The organism is Ancylobacter defluvii (assembly GCF_018390605.1).
GTDB lineage: Bacteria > Pseudomonadota > Alphaproteobacteria > Rhizobiales > Xanthobacteraceae > Ancylobacter > Ancylobacter defluvii.
Window position 1 is genome coordinate 57,438 of sequence record NZ_JAHBGD010000028.1, and the last position, 15,986, is coordinate 73,423.

General features: G+C 70.2%; 15 protein-coding genes. 11 read left to right on the plus strand and 4 right to left on the minus strand.

Features of this window, described 5'->3' with window-relative positions:
- Positions 1-22 precede the first annotated feature (22 nt).
- Positions 23-1,639, minus strand: coding sequence for a transcription termination factor NusA (gene nusA / locus KHC24_RS23655; protein ID WP_213366680.1), 1,617 nt, complete (start codon positions 1,637-1,639; stop codon positions 23-25).
- On the minus strand, positions 1,639-2,466 hold the full coding sequence (gene rimP / locus KHC24_RS23660) for a ribosome maturation factor RimP (RefSeq protein ID WP_213366681.1): 828 nt from the start codon (positions 2,464-2,466) through the stop codon (positions 1,639-1,641). Before rimP ends, nusA begins: the two co-directional genes overlap by 1 nt.
- Before the next feature lie 206 nt (positions 2,467-2,672).
- On the opposite strand from rimP, the gene KHC24_RS23665 reads away from it, so the two are divergent.
- The gene (locus tag KHC24_RS23665) at positions 2,673-3,584 is read left to right on the plus strand and encodes a 4-(cytidine 5'-diphospho)-2-C-methyl-D-erythritol kinase (RefSeq protein ID WP_213366683.1); all 912 of its coding nucleotides are present in this window, start codon (positions 2,673-2,675) and stop codon (positions 3,582-3,584) included.
- 10 nt (positions 3,585-3,594) lie between these two features.
- A complete protein-coding gene (locus tag KHC24_RS23670; protein ID WP_246547613.1) occupies positions 3,595-3,918 on the plus strand; it encodes a YnfA family protein in 324 nt (107 codons plus the stop codon).
- Between the two features lie 20 nt (positions 3,919-3,938).
- Here KHC24_RS23670 and KHC24_RS23675 read toward each other — a convergent pair whose 3' ends face one another.
- Positions 3,939-4,949: a polyprenyl synthetase family protein gene (locus KHC24_RS23675; protein ID WP_213366687.1), complete on the minus strand. Its 1,011-nt coding sequence runs from the start codon at positions 4,947-4,949 to the stop codon at positions 3,939-3,941.
- A 169-nt stretch (positions 4,950-5,118) separates the two neighbouring features.
- Between KHC24_RS23675 and KHC24_RS23680 the strand changes: the two genes are divergently transcribed.
- The 8 genes from KHC24_RS23680 to KHC24_RS23715 all read left to right on the plus strand — a co-directional run bounded on the left by KHC24_RS23680 (position 5,119) and on the right by KHC24_RS23715 (position 13,126).
- Complete coding sequence (locus tag KHC24_RS23680; protein ID WP_213366689.1) at positions 5,119-5,343, plus strand: putative signal transducing protein; 225 nt, start codon at positions 5,119-5,121, stop codon at positions 5,341-5,343.
- Positions 5,340-6,119, plus strand: coding sequence for a tRNA1(Val) (adenine(37)-N6)-methyltransferase (locus KHC24_RS23685; RefSeq protein ID WP_213366690.1), 780 nt, complete (start codon positions 5,340-5,342; stop codon positions 6,117-6,119). Before KHC24_RS23680 ends, KHC24_RS23685 begins: the two co-directional genes overlap by 4 nt.
- A 90-nt stretch (positions 6,120-6,209) precedes the next feature.
- Positions 6,210-7,103, plus strand: a complete 894-nt coding sequence (locus KHC24_RS23690) for a S49 family peptidase (protein WP_213366692.1) — start codon at positions 6,210-6,212, stop codon at positions 7,101-7,103.
- Between the two features lie 15 nt (positions 7,104-7,118).
- Complete coding sequence (locus tag KHC24_RS23695) at positions 7,119-7,310, plus strand: hypothetical protein (RefSeq protein ID WP_213366694.1); 192 nt, start codon at positions 7,119-7,121, stop codon at positions 7,308-7,310.
- 161 nt (positions 7,311-7,471) lie between these two features.
- Positions 7,472-8,671: an efflux RND transporter periplasmic adaptor subunit gene (locus KHC24_RS23700; protein WP_213366696.1), complete on the plus strand. Its 1,200-nt coding sequence runs from the start codon at positions 7,472-7,474 to the stop codon at positions 8,669-8,671.
- A 9-nt stretch (positions 8,672-8,680) separates the two neighbouring features.
- On the plus strand, positions 8,681-10,729 hold the full coding sequence (locus KHC24_RS23705; RefSeq protein WP_213366698.1) for a MacB family efflux pump subunit: 2,049 nt from the start codon (positions 8,681-8,683) through the stop codon (positions 10,727-10,729).
- 119 nt (positions 10,730-10,848) lie between these two features.
- Positions 10,849-12,117, plus strand: a complete 1,269-nt coding sequence (gene purD, locus KHC24_RS23710; protein WP_213366700.1) for a phosphoribosylamine--glycine ligase — start codon at positions 10,849-10,851, stop codon at positions 12,115-12,117.
- A 103-nt stretch (positions 12,118-12,220) separates the two neighbouring features.
- Positions 12,221-13,126 carry a patatin-like phospholipase family protein gene (locus KHC24_RS23715; RefSeq protein WP_246547618.1) on the plus strand — a complete coding sequence of 302 codons (906 nt, stop codon included), beginning with the start codon at positions 12,221-12,223 and terminating at the stop codon, positions 13,124-13,126.
- A 15-nt stretch (positions 13,127-13,141) separates the two neighbouring features.
- On the opposite strand, the gene KHC24_RS23720 is transcribed toward KHC24_RS23715, so the two are convergent.
- Positions 13,142-13,570, minus strand: coding sequence for a nucleoside deaminase (locus tag KHC24_RS23720; RefSeq protein ID WP_213366704.1), 429 nt, complete (start codon positions 13,568-13,570; stop codon positions 13,142-13,144).
- A gap of 105 nt (positions 13,571-13,675) precedes the next feature.
- On the opposite strand from KHC24_RS23720, the gene KHC24_RS23725 reads away from it, so the two are divergent.
- Positions 13,676-15,970, plus strand: a complete 2,295-nt coding sequence (locus KHC24_RS23725; protein ID WP_213366706.1) for a pseudouridine synthase — start codon at positions 13,676-13,678, stop codon at positions 15,968-15,970.
- Positions 15,971-15,986: the final 16 nt, after the last annotated feature.

Genomic DNA, 15,986 nt, shown 5'->3' on the forward strand with positions numbered 1-15,986 from the left:
CCGGGCGAAAGGGCTCCGCGGCTCACGCCGCGTTGCCGGCGTCCTCTTCAGTCGTCTCTTCGGCCTCGTCGCCCGCCTGCGCGAGCTCCTCGGCCGAAATCCAGCCCGCCTTCACGCGGGCCTGCATGATCAGTGCCTCGGCGTCTTCCTTCGAGAGCTGGAAGCCCTCCAGTGCGCCGGCGATGCGGACGGTCTCGCCATCCTTGCGCTCGCTCCAGCCGACGAGATCGTCGGTGGCGCAGCCGGCCAGGTCCTCGACGGACTTGATGTCGTTCTCGCCGAACGCAACCAGCATCGGCGAGGTCACGCCCGGCACTTCGCGCAGCTCGTCCTCGACGCCCAGCGCACGGCGGCGCTCGTCCAACTCGGCTTCCACCTGGGCGAGGTGGCCCTGCGCGCGGTTCTGCAGTTCCTGCGCAGTGTCCTCGTCGAAGCCCTCGATGCTCGCCAACTCGTTGATCGGCACATAAGCGAGCTCTTCGACGGTGGCAAAACCTTCCGAGGCGAGCAACTGACCCATCATCTCGTCGAGATCGAGCGCCTCGGCGAAGATCTTCGAACGTTCGGCGAATTCCTTCTGGCGCCGCTCGCTCTCTTCCGCTTCGGTCATGATGTCGATGTCCCAGCCGGTGAGCTGGGAGGCGAGGCGAACATTCTGGCCGCGGCGGCCGATGGCCAGGCTTAGTTGGGCATCGGGCACCACGACTTCAATACGCTCGCGGTCCTCGTCGAGCACCACCTTGACGACTTCCGCCGGCGCAAGGGCGTTGACGATGAAGGTCGCCACATCGTTCGACCACGGGATGATGTCGATCTTCTCGCCCTGCAGCTCGTTCACCACGGCCTGCACGCGCGAGCCGCGCATGCCGACGCAGGCGCCGACCGGGTCCACCGAGGTGTCGCGCGAGGTGACGGCAATCTTGGCGCGCGAGCCGGGGTCGCGGGCGACCGCCTTGATCTCGACGATGTTGTCGTAGATTTCCGGCACTTCCTGCGCGAACAGCTTCGCCATGAACTGGGGATGGGTGCGCGACAGGAAGATCTGCGGGCCGCGCGGTTCGCGGCGCACGTCATAGACATAGGCGCGGATGCGGTCGCCGACCTTGAAGACTTCGCGCGGCAGCAATTCGTCGCGACGAAGCGAGGCTTCGCCTTTGCCGAGGTCGACGACGACGTTGCCGTACTCGACGCGCTTGACCGCGCCGTTGATGACTTCGCCGATGCGATCCTTGAATTCTTCATACTGCCGGTCGCGTTCGGCCTCGCGCACCTTCTGCACGATGACCTGCTTGGCCGACTGGGCGGCGATGCGGCCGAAATCGAAGGGCGGCAGGGTGTCGGCGATGGAATCGCCCACCTGCGCCGCCGGGTTCAGCCGGCGGGCGCCGACGAGGTCGATCTCGGTGGCGTAGTTCTCGACCTGATCGACCACCAGAAGGTGACGGGCAAGGCGCAGCTCGCCGGTGCGCGGGTTGATCTCCGCATGGATGTCGGTCTCGGCGCCGTAGCGGGAGCGCGCCGCCTTGGCGATCGCGTCCTCCATGGCGGCGATGACGATATGCCGGTCGATCGACTTTTCACGCGCGACCGCATCGGCGATCTGCAGCAGCTCGAGCCGGTTTGCGCTGACGACAGCCATCAGTGCGTCTCCTTCGCGGGGGTTTTCCGTTTGGCGTTCGATTTCTTGCCGGGCTTGACGCCCGGCGGTTTCGGCCAAGCCTTCGGCGACGGCTTCTTCACCGCCGCCTTGCGCACCGGCGTCGGCTTGGCCGGAACGATGCGCACCAGAACCTGCTCGTCCGCCCCGTCGCCGGCATCGTCCTGCGGGTCGTCGTCCAACTCGTCGCCCAGTTCATCGTCTTCGTCGAAGCCGCCGCTCTCGCGCAGCGCCTTGTCGCGGCGCAGCGCGTCGCGGATCAACTCATCGGTCAATACGAGGCGCGCATCGCCGATATCGGCGACCGGCAGGCGATGCGTGTCGGGGGCGCCGGCGGGAGCGTCGGGAAGACGAACCACCGCCTCACCGCCCTCGACGCCGAGCAGCAGGCCGCGAAAGCGCTTGCGCCCCTCATGCGGCACCGCCATCTCGACCTTGACGTCATGCCCGGTCCAGCGCTGGAAATCGCTGACGCGCACCAGCGGCCGGTCGATGCCGGGCGAGGACATTTCGAGATTATAGGCGCCGGAGATCGGGTCTTCGACGTCGAGTACCGGCGAGATCGCACGGCTTGCCGCTTCGCATTCGTCGATGCCGAAGCTGCCGTCCGGCCGCTCGGCCATGATCTGCAGCGTCATCGAGTCGCCGCCCGAGATCTTCACGCGCACCAGCCGGAAGCCGAGCCCTTCCAGCACCGGCGCGACGATCGCCGCCACCCGTGCGGCCGGGCCGGTCTCGGTGACGAGGCGCGGCTCGTCGAGCCGGGCTTCGATGGCAGCGGTATCGGCGTTGATGTCGTTCTCGCTCATCGTCCTCACCGGACCCGACATGGTCGGCAATGCAAAAAGAGCGGGTCCCGTCGGCGGAACCCACTCTCAACCAACCGTCAGGTCATCTGAGATATGTGAATGACCGTCATATACAGCCAAAACCCCCTTCGGCGCAAGTCGCCGCTTCGGCGGGCCGATCGCCGCCGCCGCTTGCCGGCCGGCGCGCCGCCGCTCATAAGCAGGGCATGCCCCATCCGACCACCGCCGCGCCGACCGCTTCATCCCCGCCAGCCGCGCGGCTGGCGGAGCGCGCGCCGGCCAAGATCAATCTCTCCCTCGCCGTGCTCGGGCGCCGGGCCGACGGCTATCACGAATTGTCGAGCCTCGTCGCTTTCGCCGGTGCGGCGGATCGGCTGGCCTATGATCCGGCCGGCGCGCCGGGCCTCGATCTCGCCGGTCCCGGCGCCGCGACGCTCGCCGTCGAGCCGGACAATCTGGTGCTGAAGGCGGTGCGGGAGCTGACGGCGCGCGTGGAGGGGCTGGCCGTCGGCCGCTTCACCCTCGACAAAAGGCTGCCGGTCTCCTCCGGCATCGGCGGCGGCTCGGCGGATGCGGCGGCGGCGCTCCGGCTGCTCGCCCGAACCAACGGGCTGGCGCCCGACGACCGGCGCATGTTCGAGGCGGCGCTCGCCACCGGCTCCGACGTGCCGGTCTGTCTTTATGGCCGCGCCTGCCTGATGCGCGGGCGCGGCGAGGCGCTGACACCCGTCGCCCTGCCGCGCTTTGGCCTGGTTCTGGTCAATCCGCGCATTCCGGTGGCGACCGCCGCCGTATTTCGCCAGCTCGGCCTCGTGCCGGGCGAGCGGTGCCGGTCGGTGCCGCCGCCTCCCACCGGCTTTGCGACGCGGGCCGAGGTGCTCGCCTTCCTCACCGGCATGCCCAACGATCTCGAACCGCCGGCCCGCGCGCTCGAACCTTCGCTCGGCGAGGTGGCGGACCGCCTTGCCGGAACGCCGGCGGTGCGGCTGGTGCGGATGTCCGGCTCCGGCGCAACATTCTTCGGGCTCTATGACGATTGCCGGGCGGCGGCGCGGGCGGCGAAGCTCATCGTCGCGGCGCGGCCGGACTGGTGGGTCAAGTCCACCATCATCGGGTGAGGGGAAGCCTTTGACGACGGCATTCGTCTACGCGCTGGCGGCGCTCGCCGAGATCGCCGGCTGCTTCGCCTTCTGGGCGGTGGTACGTTCGGGGGCGAACCCACTCTGGCTGGCGCCGGGGGCGCTGAGCCTGATCGCCTTCGGCGCGCTGCTGACGCGGGTCGATGCCGAGGCGGCGGGTCGCGCCTTCGCCGCCTATGGCGGCGTCTATATCGCCGCCTCGCTGGTCTGGCTGTGGGCGGCGGAGGGCTTTCGTCCGGATCGCTGGGACCTGACCGGCGGCGCCATCTGTCTCGCCGGCGCGGCGATCATTCTCTACGCGCCGCGCGGCTGAGGGCTCTTGGCGGGCGACCTTTAGCGGGCCCGCGCGACGCAGAACTCCACCACGTCGAGCAGCGCCTGCTTGGCCGGGCCGTCGCGGAACAGGCCGAGCGCGTCCTTGGCGATGGCGCCGTAGTGACGGGCGCGCTCCACCGTGTCGGCGAGCGCATTGTGGCGGGACAGCAGCTCGATCGCCCGCTCGAGGTCGCCCTCGCCGATCTCGCCATCCTGCAGGCAGCGCGTCCAGAAGCCGCGCTCCTCCTCATTGCCGCGCCGGAAGGCGAGCACGATCGGCAGGGTGATCTTGCCCTCGCGGAAGTCGTCGCCCACATTCTTGCCGAGCTTGGCGCGCTGCCCGCCATAATCGAGCGCATCGTCGATCAGCTGGAAGGCGATGCCGAGATTCATGCCGTAGCTGCGGCAGGCCGCCTGCTCGGCCTTGGTGAGCTTGCCGAGCACCGGGCCGACCTCGCAGGCGGCGGCGAACAGCTCCGCCGTCTTGCCGCGGATGACGGCGAGATACTCGTCCTCGCTGGTCGATGTGTTCTTGGCGGCGGCGAGCTGGGCCACCTCGCCCTCGGCGATCACCACCGCGGCGGTGGAGAGGATGTCGAGGCAGCGCATGTCGCCGACCTCGATCATCATGCGGAACGCCTGGCCGAGCAGGAAGTCGCCGACCAGCACGCTGGCCTCGTTGCCCCACAGCATGCGGGCGGCCGGCTTGCCGCGGCGCATGTCGCTGTCGTCCACCACGTCGTCATGCAGCAGCGTCGCGGTGTGCATGAACTCCACCGAGGCGGCGAGCTTGACGTGGCCCTCGCCCCGATAGCCGGCGAGAATGGCGGTGGCCACGGTGAGCATTGGCCGCAGCCGCTTGCCGCCGGAGGAGATGAGATGCGTCGCCACTTCCGGGATCATGGTGACGTCGGAGCCGGTGCGCGACAGGATCAGCGCATTGGCGCGCTCCATGTCGTCGCGGACGAGAGAGATGATGGTCTCGAGCGACGGTTCGGCAACGGGATCGAAAGGAACGACGACAGCCACAGTCATTTTCCGACAGGATGAAAACCGGCGCCACAATAAGGACAGGCCCGCCTCTCGGGCAAGCCGCCCGCGGGAACGCCGGTTTCCGGGCGAGGCCGGCCGGCGGGATCCGGCGGGCGGAATCGGCGCGCCCCTCCCCAGTCGGAGGGCGCCGTGCCATGATGCACGCATGCGGGAAATCATGCGTACCAACGACCCGGTCCTCATCAGCGCCGTCGAGTCGCTCCTCGCCGCCGACGGCATCGGCCATCTGGTTCTCGACCGGCATATGAGCATCCTCGAAGGCTCGCTCGGGGTGATCCCCCGCCGGGTGCTGGTGGAGGACGACGCGGCGAATCGCGCCCGCCGGCTGCTGGTCGAGGCCGGCCTCGGGCGTGAACTGGTGCCGGAATGAGCGCGGGCGAGCCGCCACCGGACGATCTGCCGCTCACCGACGACGCGCTGCTCGGCGGCCGGCTGCGGCTGCTGCAGCCGGCGCGCGGCCACCGCGCCGGGCACGACGCGCTGCTGCTCGCCGCCAGCGTGCCGGCGGCGATTCGCCGCGCGGTCGACCTCGGCGCTGGTGTCGGCGCGGCCGGCCTCGCCGTCGCCGCACGGCTGCCGGCGACGCGGCTGCACCTTGTCGAGATCGACCCGGTGACCGCTGCGCTCGCCCGCCGCAACGCCGCGCGCCAGCAGCCCGATCTCTCGGCGCGGGTGTCGGTGGTGGAGGCCGACATCGCGACGCTCGCCCGGCCGGGCGGGCCGGCGGAGCCCGGGGCCCGCGCCGCCGACGCCGTGCTGATGAACCCGCCCTTCAACGATCCGGCGCGCCATCGGGTCTCGCCCAGCGGCCGGCGGGCGCTGGCCCATATGGCGGAAGACGTTGCGCTCGACGACTGGGTAAAGGCGGCCGAGCGGCTGCTGGCGCCGGGCGGCCATCTCGCCCTCATCCACCGCCCTGAGGCGCTGGAGGCCATCCTCGCAGCGCTGTCAGGCCGTTTCGGTGCCGTGACGATACGCCCGGTCCATGGCCGGCCGGACGCGCCGGCGATCCGCGTGCTGGTCGGCGCGGTGAAGGGGCGGCGCACCCCGCCGGCGCTGCTGCCCGGATTGCTGCTCGCCGATGCCGGCGGCCGGCCGACGCCGGCGGCCGAGGCGGTGCTACGGGATGGTGCCGGGGTCGCGTGAGACCCTCGGCTGCGCGCGCTCGCCGGACCGTTATCGCGTTCGCCGGCGGATGCGCTTGAGCCGGAGCGCGTGCGGCCCTATGTCTTGCTGATGGCAACTGCGTCCCTGTTTACCCAGCTGCGCCGGCACATGGCGCCCATCCTGCCGGCTTCGCTGCGTGACGACGCGGCCATCGTGCCGGTGGTCCGCCTTGCCGGCACCATCGGCGTCGGCACGCCGCTGCGCCCGGCCCTCACTCTCGCCGGGGTGGCGAAAAGCCTCGACAAGGCCTTCGCCGTGAAGGGCGCCAAGGCGGTGGCGCTGGTCATCAATTCGCCCGGCGGCGCGCCGGCGCAGTCGCATCTGATCTATAAGCGCATCCGCGATCTCGCCGCCGAGAAGCACCTGCCGGTGATCGCCTTCGTCGAGGACGTGGCCGCCTCCGGCGGCTACATGCTGGCCTGCGCCGCCGACGAGATCGTCGCCGACCCGTTCTCGATCGTCGGCTCGATCGGGGTGGTGAGCGCCGGTTTCGGCTTCGACAAGGCGCTGGAGAAGCTCGGCATCGACCGGCGCGTCTACACCGCCGGCGAGCGCAAGGTAATGCTCGACCCGTTCCAGCCGGAGAAGGCGGAGGACGTCGAGCGGCTGAAAAGCCTGCAGAAGGACATCCACGCGGTGTTCGCCGGCCTGGTGCGGGCGCGGCGTGGCGATGTGCTGACCGCCGACGAGACGACGCTGTTCTCCGGCGAGTTCTGGACGGCGGAACAGGCGCAGGAATTCGGCCTCGTCGATTCGATCGGCGACCTGCGCGCGTTCCTGCGCGCCCGCTACGGCGAAAAGGTCGTCACGCCGCTGATCCAGTCCGGCGGCGGGCTTTTCGGCCGCCGTGTCCCCGGTGTCGGTGCCCAGGCCGAATCGGCCGCCGCGATCGGTGCCGGCTTCGCCGACGAGATCGTCCAAGCCGCCGAGGCACGGGCGCTTTGGGGCCGCTTCGGCCTGTAACCGAGGAAACCGTTCATGCCCCCTTTCCTGATCGTCGCCCTGGGCGCCCTGGGCGCCGCCGCCCTGATCAAGAAGCTGGCGCAGGAGTCGCGCCGGGTGAATGCCGAACTAGATGAGGCCCGCAACGACGAGACGGCGGTCGCGCCGCCCCCGGCCACGCTACGGCGCGATCCGGCGACGGGTGACTACCGGCCGCAGCAGCGCTAGAGCCCATTCCGATCGGGCGGAATCGCCCGGTCGATAAAAAGGGCTCTGGAGGCAACGCGTTAGGTAATGGCGCCCGCGGGCGACATTACCGCGAATTCACTTTATGCCGTGCGGCTTCCGGTCTATCCCCTTGGATGGACAGGGAAAGCGGCGGAACGGCGATGCTTCAGCGCTCTGGTACGGAATTGGGTGAGACGCGCCTCGCGCCGCGCCGGCGGCGTTGGCCGTGGCTGGCGCTGGTGGCCGTTCTGGCGGCCGGCGGCGGCGCCTATGCCTATCTCGCCGGCGAGCGCAATGCTGCCGAGGCGCCGGCTTACCAGACCGCCAGGGTCGAGCTCGGCGACATCGAGACCGTGGTCACCGCCATCGCCAAGCTGCAGCCGAAGAACTATGTCGATGTCGGCACCCAGGTCTCCGGCCAGCTCCGCGTCATCCATCCCGATGTCGGCGCGGTGGTGAAGAAGGGCGATCTGCTCGCCGAGATCGATCCCACCGTGTACCAGACCCGCGTCGCCGGCGACCGCGCCAGCCTCGACAATCTGCGCGCCCAGCTTGCGCAGGCGGAAGCACAGCTCACGCTCGATCGGCTGCGCAACGAGCGCGCGCAGCAATTGCTGGCCAATCAGTCCGGCAGCAAGGATGCCGCCGATGCCGCCACCGCCACGGCGCGCATCAGCGAAGCCAAGATCGACGCCCTCAAGGCTCAGATTGCCCAGACGCAGGCGACGCTCGAGGGCGATCTCGCCAATCTTGGATACACCAAGATCTACGCGCCGATGGACGGCACCGTGGTGTCGATCACCGCCCGCGAAGGCTCGACGCTCAATGCCAATCAGAGCGCGCCGATCGTGCTGCGCATCGCCGACCTCCAGACCATGACGGTGACGGCGCAGGTCGCCGAGGGTGACATTCCGCGCATCCAGGTCGGCACCCCCGCCTATTTCTCCACGCTGGGCCTGCCGGACCGGCGCTGGGAGGGCACGGTGCGGCAGGTCGAGCCGACCCCCACCATCGTAAACGACGTGGTGCTCTACAACGTGCTGATCGACGTGCCGAACCCCGATCTGATGCTGATGACCGACATGACGGCGCAGGTGTTCTTCCGGCTCGGCGAGGCCAAGGGCGTGCCGCTGGTGCCGACCGCCGCCATACGCACCGGCCGCGACGGCGCCAAGACGGTGCGCGTGCTCTCCCGTGGCGGTGCGGTGGAGGAGCGCGCGGTGACGACGGGGCTGTCGAACCGTTCGATGACGCAGATCGTCGAGGGCCTGGCGGTCGGCGACCGGGTGATCACCGGCAACCGCGCGCCGGGCGCCGCCCCGGGGCAGGGCCGGCCGCCGATGATGCCGCGGCTCGGCTGAGGCAGCGCCATGAGCGATGGAGCTACACGCGATGGAGCCACAGGCGACAGGTTGATCGGCGAAGCCGGCCTCGACGGCCGCCACTTCCCCTCTCCCGTTCAGCCGCCGGGAACGCCGATCGTCGAGTTGGTGGATGTGAGCCGGCTCTATCCGAACGGCGAAACGGTGGTGTGGGCGCTCGACCGGGTGTCGCTGTCGATCATGCCCGGCGAGTTCGTCGCCATCATGGGCCAGTCGGGCTCCGGCAAATCGACGCTGATGAACATCGTCGGCTGCCTCGACCGGCCGAGCAGCGGGCAGTACCGCGTCGCCGGCGTCGATGTCGCCGGGCTGGACCCCGACGCGCTGGCGCATCTGCGCTGTGCGAGCTTCGGCTTCGTGTTCCAGCGCTACAACCTGCTGCCGAGCCTGACGGCGGCGGAAAATGTCGAGATCCCCGCCATCTACGCCGGCCTGCCGCGGGAGCGGCGGGTGTCCCGTTCCCACGCCCTGCTCGCCCGGCTCGGTCTTGCCGAGCGCGCCGAGCACCGGCCGAGCCAGCTTTCTGGCGGCCAGCAGCAGCGCGTCTCCATCGCGCGGGCGCTGATGAACGCCGCGCCGGTGATCCTCGCCGACGAGCCGACCGGCGCGCTCGACAGCCGCTCGGGCGAGGAGGTGCTGGCGCTGCTCACCGAGCTGAACGCCGAGGGGCACACCGTCATCCTCATCACCCATGACGCCGAGGTGGCGGCGCATGCAAGGCGCATCGTGCGGTTCCAGGATGGGCACATCGTTTCCGACGAGCCCACCCCGCGCGCGGCGCTGCCGCCGCCCTCCGCCCCGCCCAAGCCGGCGGGCCATCTGCAGGGCCGCGGCGGCCTCGCCCGCTTCGTGCCGGATCTGGCGGAAGCGGTGCGCATGGCCTTCGCCTCCATGTACGCCAACCTGTTCCGCACCGTGCTGACCCTGCTCGGCATCGTCATCGGCGTTGCCTCGGTCATCACCATGCTGGCGGTCGGCGATGGCGGCAAGCAGCAGGTGATGGAGCGCATCGCCCAGATCGGCACCAACCTGCTGATCGTGCGGCCCGGCGCCGCGGGCATCCGCACCTCCGGCGACAATGCCACGCTGCTGCCGGAAGATGCCGATGCGCTGCGCGCCATTCCCGGCCTTGGCGCCGTCGCGCCGGAACGGACCGGCCGCTACACCATGCGCTTCGGCTCGGAGGATTATTTCACCCAGATCACCGGCACCACGGCGGACTATCTCGCCGCGCGCGACTGGCCGATGGAACGCGGGGTGATGTTCTCCGCCGACGACGTCAAGGCCTATGCGCCGGTGCTGGTGCTGGGCCAGACGGTGGCGAGAAACCTGTTCGGCGAGGATGACCCGATCGGGCGCTACGTGCTGGTCAAGAACGTACCCTATCAGGTGATCGGCATTCTCGGCGCGCGCGGCGCCAACGCCTTCGGCCAGGACCAGGATGATGTGGCGCTGGTGCCGCTCTCCACCGGCTTCGTGCGGGTATTCGGTCGCCGCTTCGTCAATTCGGTGACGCTGAAGGTGGACGACGCCGCCAATATCCCCGCCGTCGAGCGCGAGATTACCCGCATCCTCACCGAGCGCCACCAGACCGAGGACTTCCAGGTGCGCAACACCGCGCAATTCCTGGAGACGGCGGTGGCGACGCAGGAGACGCTGACGCTGGTGCTGGGCTGCGTCGCCGCCATCTCGCTGATCGTTGCCGGCATCGGGGTGATGAACATCATGCTGGTGAGCGTCACCGAGCGCACCCGCGAGATCGGCATCCGCATGGCGACCGGCGCGCGCATGAGCAACATCATGCTGCAGTTCAACACCGAGGCGCTGGTGGTGTGCGGGGTCGGCGGCGCCGTGGGCGTGGTGCTCGGCCTCGGCGCGGCGGTGGCGCTGGGCGCGCTGGGCGTCAACATCGTGCTCTCGCTGCTGCCGCCGCTGCTCGCCTTCGGCTGCGCCTTCCTCACCGGGCTGATCTTCGGCTATCTGCCGGCGCGCAAGGCGGCGGGGATGGATCCGGTGGTGGCGCTGGCCTACGAGTAGATCCCGTCTTGGCCCGGCGGCCCCTTGCTCCCCGGCGCCGGGTCGTCTAGGCGAAGCGCGGACCGGATGGCGCGTAGCTGGATGACGCGCAGCCGAATGACGCGAACGGGAGACGAGGCATGAAAGTTCTGCTGCTGGGCTCGGGCGGCCGCGAGCATGCACTCGCCTGGAAGCTGGCGCAGAGCCCGCTGCTCACCACGCTGATCGCCATTCCCGGCAATCCCGGCATTGCCGAGCATGCGCGCTGCCTCGAGTCCATCCCGCTTACCGATCACGACGCCATCGTCTCGATCTGTGCCGCCGAGAAGATCGACCTGGTGGTGGTCGGTCCCGAAGCGCCGCTGGTCGACGGCATTGCCGACCGACTGGCCGCCGAGGGCATCAACGTGTTCGGCCCGCGCCGGGCCCCCGCGCAGCTGGAAGGCTCCAAGCTGTTCACCAAGGAGCTGTGCCGCCAGCACGATATTCCGACCGCCGCCTTCGGCCGGTTCTCGCAGGCCGACGCCGCCCGCGCCTATGTGCGCGAGCGCGGCGCGCCGATCGTGCTGAAAGCCGATGGGCTGATGGCCGGCAAGGGCGTCGTCGTCGCCATGAGCCTCGACGAGGCGCTCGCCGCCGTCGACGAGGTGTTCGCCATGGGCACGCCCGGCACCGAGATCCTCATCGAGGAGTTCCTCGAAGGCGAGGAAGTGAGCTTCTTCTGCCTCGTCGATGGCGAGACGGTGCTGCCCTTCGGCTCGGCGCAGGACCACAAGCGCGCCTTCGACGGCGATCAGGGGCCGAACACCGGCGGCATGGGCGCCTATTCGCCGGCGCCGGTGTTCACCGCCGAGATGGAGCGCCGCACGCTGTCGGAAATCGTCAAGCCGACCGCCCGCGCCCTTGCCGATGGCGGCAGCCCCTATCGCGGCATCATCTTCGCCGGGCTGATGATCACCATCGATGGGCCGAAGCTCATTGAATACAATGTCCGTTTCGGCGACCCGGAATGCCAGGTGCTGCTGATGCGGCTGGAGGGCGACCTGCTGGAGCTGCTCCATGCCACCGCCACCGGTGCGCTTGCCGACGAGCGCGGCGTTTCCATGGCGCCGGATGCCGCCATCACCGTGGTCATGGCCGCGCGCGGCTATCCGGGTTCCTACGAGAAGGGCACGCCGATCAAGGGTGTCGGCGCCGCCGGCGCGCTGCCGGGCGTGCATGTCTTCCATGCCGGCACCCGGCTGGAGGGCGGGCATCTCGTCGCCAATGGCGGGCGGGTGCTGAACGTCACCGCCATCGGCGCCAACGTCGCCGAGGCGCGCGAGCGTGCTTATGACGCCGTGGCGCTGATCGACTGGCCGGAGGGTTTCTGCCGCTCCGACATCGCCTGGCGGGCGCTGGCGGAATAGCCTGACGGGCGAAACCGCAAAAGAAGATCGTCGTGCCGGCCGAACCATGAGGCTGTCGCGACGTTTTCAAACAATTGCCGTGGAATCATGCGACATAGCCGCCATGGACGACCCTCACGCCGGGCGCGGACGTCACGCGCCGCCTCACGAACCGGTCCTTTCCTCGCACGGTACCTCGCTTGCCGGGCGTGAGCCTTCGCTTGCCGTGGCGCTGGGGTCGGGTGGTGCGCGCGGTCTGTCGCACATCCTGGTGCTGGAAGCGCTGGACGAACTCGGCATCCGCCCCGTCGCCATTGCCGGCGCCTCGATCGGCGCGCTGATCGGCGCCGCCTATGCGTCCGGCATCCCGGCGCAGGAGCTGCGCCATATGGTGTCGAGCCTGTTGAAGGACCGCGGCGAGGTGATGCGACGCCTGCTGGCGGCCCGTGTGGGGCGCATCGCCGACCTGTTCGGCGGGCTGGGCAATCCGGTGCTGCTCGATGCCGAGCGTTTCCTTGAGGGTTTTCTGCCCGCCTCGGTGCCGGAGCGCTTCGAGGAGCTGGCGATTCCGCTGCATGTCGTCGCCACCAACTACTGGGCCCGGCGCGAGCAGGTGTTCTCCTCCGGCGAGATTCGCCCGGCGGTGGCGGCGTCGCTGGCGATTCCCGGGCTGATCCGCCCGGTGGTGCATGGCGGCCATACGCTGGTCGATGGCGGCGCGGTCAATCCGCTGCCGTTCGACCTGCTGCGGCTGCGCGCCGACAAGGTGCTGGCGGTGGATATCACCGGCGGCCACGGCGGCGAGACGCGCGGCGTGCCGCGGCCCTTCGACGCAATGTTCGCGGCGTTGCAGATCATGGCCGGCTCGATCGTCGCCGAGAAGCTTAAATCCGGTGCGCCGGATATCCTGATCCGACCCAATGTCGACGGTTTCCGGGTGCTGGACTTCTTCCGTTCAGCCGCGATCTTCAAGGCCGCCGAGCCGGTGAAGGACGAGGTGAAGCGCCGGGTCGAGGCGGTGCTGGCGTAGTTCCGCGCCGCCCGCCTAGCGCCGCGTCACAAAGAAGCTTTTCAGCAGTGTCGCCGCTTCGCTTGCCCTGATACCGTCATAGATCTCCGGCACATGGTGGCAGGTCGGCGCCGAGAAGAACCGCACGCCGCTCTCCACCGCCCCGCCCTTGGGATCGGCGGCGCCGTAATAGAGGCGGCGCAGCCGCGCCCAGGCAATGACGCCGGCGCACATGGTGCAGGGCTCCAGCGTCACATACAGATCGCAGTCGCTGAGCCGATCGGTGCCGAGAAGCGCCGCGGCCCGGCGGATCGCCAGCATCTCGGCATGTGCCGATGGGTCGGCGAGTTCGCGGGTGCGATTGCCCTCCGCGGCCAGTACCGCGCCTTCGCGTACCACCACCGCGCCGACCGGCACCTCGCCGCGCTCGGTGGCCTTTCGGGCCTCCTCAAGGGCCCTTTCCATGAAATCCGGCCGTGCCGTCGCCTCATTCAACCGTTGATGCCCCCAAAAGCTCGCGTCCGCGTTCCGGACGTGATAGCACCGCCGCCCAAAGTTCGGATCATCCCCATGCCCAAACCGCCTCCGCGCAACCCGTCCGCGCCCCGCAAGGAACAGAACCGCGTGCCGCGTGCGCCGCGCAACCTCGCCCCCGCCGAGCCGCGGGAGGCCGAGCGCGTCGCCAAGGTCATCGCCCGCGCCGGCCTCGGCTCGCGGCGCGAGATCGAGGACTGGATCGGCGAAGGCCGGGTGACGGTGAATGGCGAGGTGCTCGATACCCCCGCCCGCACCGTGACGCCCGAGGATGCCATCACCGTCGACGGTCGCCCGCTGCCGGCGAAGGAGCGCACGCGGCTGTTCCTCTACCACAAGCCCAAGGGCGTGGTGACGACCAATTTCGACCCCGAAGGGCGCCCGACCCTGTTCGAGATCCTGCCCGCCGACCTGCCCCGCCTGGTCTCGGTCGGCCGGCTCGATCTCAACACCGAGGGGTTGATCCTGCTCACCAATGATGGCGGCCTGTCGCGGGTGCTGGAGCTGCCGGAGACCGGCTGGCTGCGCCGTTATCGCGTGCGCGCCAAGGGCGAGATCACCCAGGACAAGCTCGACGCGCTGATCAATGGCATTACGGTGGACGGCGTGCATTACGGCCCCATCGAGGCCGTGCTCGACCGCGTGCAGGGGGCCAATTCCTGGCTGACCCTCGCTCTGCGCGAAGGCAAGAACCGCGAAGTGCGCAACGTCCTCGGCTCGCTCGGCCTCGACGTCAACCGGCTGATCCGCCTGTCCTACGGCCCGTTCCAGCTCGGCGAGATCGCGCAGGGCGCGATCGAGGAAGTGCGTACCCGCGTGCTCGCCGACCAGCTTGGCCCGGAGCTGACCGCCGCTGCCGGCGCCGATTTCGAGGGGCCGGTCTTCATCTATGACGGCTCGGACGAGGAGGCGCCCCGCGCCCCCGCGCGTTCCGGCAAGGCGGCGCGCTATGCCAAGGCCGAGGGAGCCGAGGATCGTCACCGCCGCAAGCCGATCGATACAGAAGAGACGCCCGAGCGCACGGTAAAGGCTGGGATCGTCGCCGATCGCAAGGGCCGCAAGGTGCTGGTGCAGCGCGTGAAAAGCAATGCGCCGGAGCCGGAGCCCGAGCGCGCGCCGTTGCGCGGCCGCCGCAGCGAAGGCGACCGCCCGTTCCGCAAGCGCGAAGACGGCGACCGTCCGGCCCGCAGCCCGCGCCGCGAGGGGGAAGGCGGCGAACGCACGTTCCGTTCGCGCAGCGAGCGTCCGGAGGGTGATCGTCCGTTCCGCCAGCGTGAGGATGGCGACCGTCCGGCCCATCGCCGCGATGGCGACGAGCGTCCGGCTCGCGGCCAGCGCCGCGAGGAGAGTGGCCAGCCGTTCCGTGCCCGCACCGAGCGCCCACGTCGCGAGGAGGAAGGCGGCGAGCGCACGTTCCGTCCGCGCAGCGAGCGTCCGGAGGGCGACCGTCCGTTCCGCAAGCGTGAAGATGGCGACCGTCCGGCGCATCGCCGCGACGGCGACGAGCGTCCGGCCCGCGGCCCGCGTCGCGAGGAGAGCGGTCCGCCGTTCCGCGCCCGCACCGAGCGTCCGCGCCGCGAGGAAGACGGTGGCGAGCGCCCGCCGCGTCCGCGCCGCGAGGATGGCGAACGCACCGAGCGGGCCTTCCGCCCGCGCACGCCGCGTGAGGAGGCTGCGGCCGCGCGTCCCTTCCGTCCGCGCTCCGAAGAAGGTGGCTTTCGCAAGCGGGAAGAGGGCGACCGCCCGTCCCGTCCGCGTCCGCCCCGCGAAGAGGGCGAGCGCGGCGAGCGCCCGTTCCGCCCGCGCGGCGAACGTGCGGAAGGTGAGCGTCCGTTCCGGCCCCGCACCGAGCGACCGGAGGGCGACCGGCCGTTCCGCAACCGCGATGGTGAGGAGCGCCCGGAGCGCGCGCCGCGTCGCGAGCAGGGCGAGCGGCCGTTCCGTGAACGCTCCTTCCGCGGCGAGGGCAGCAACCGGCCCTATAGTGGCCGGGTGAAGTCCGAAGAGGCCGGGCGCGGCCGTTCGTTCCGCTCCGGCGACGGCGCCGAGCGCCGCGACAGCCGGCCGGAAGGCAAGAGCTTCGGCGGCAAGAGCTTCGGGGCCAAGAACTTCGCCGGCAAGGGTGCCGCAGCGGACAAGCCGCGCGGCGAACGTTCCTTCGGCGACAAGCCTGGGGGGCGTCCTGCCGGCAAGTTCGCCGGCAAGCCGGGCGGCGGCAAGAGTTTCGGTGGCAAGCCCGGTGGTGGCAAGCCCGGTGGTGGCAAGCCGCGCGGAGAGCGTCCCTCCGGCGGCCCATCGAAGCCGCGCGGCCCGCGTCCGCCGCGTAGCTGAGCCGCGGGAACCGCAC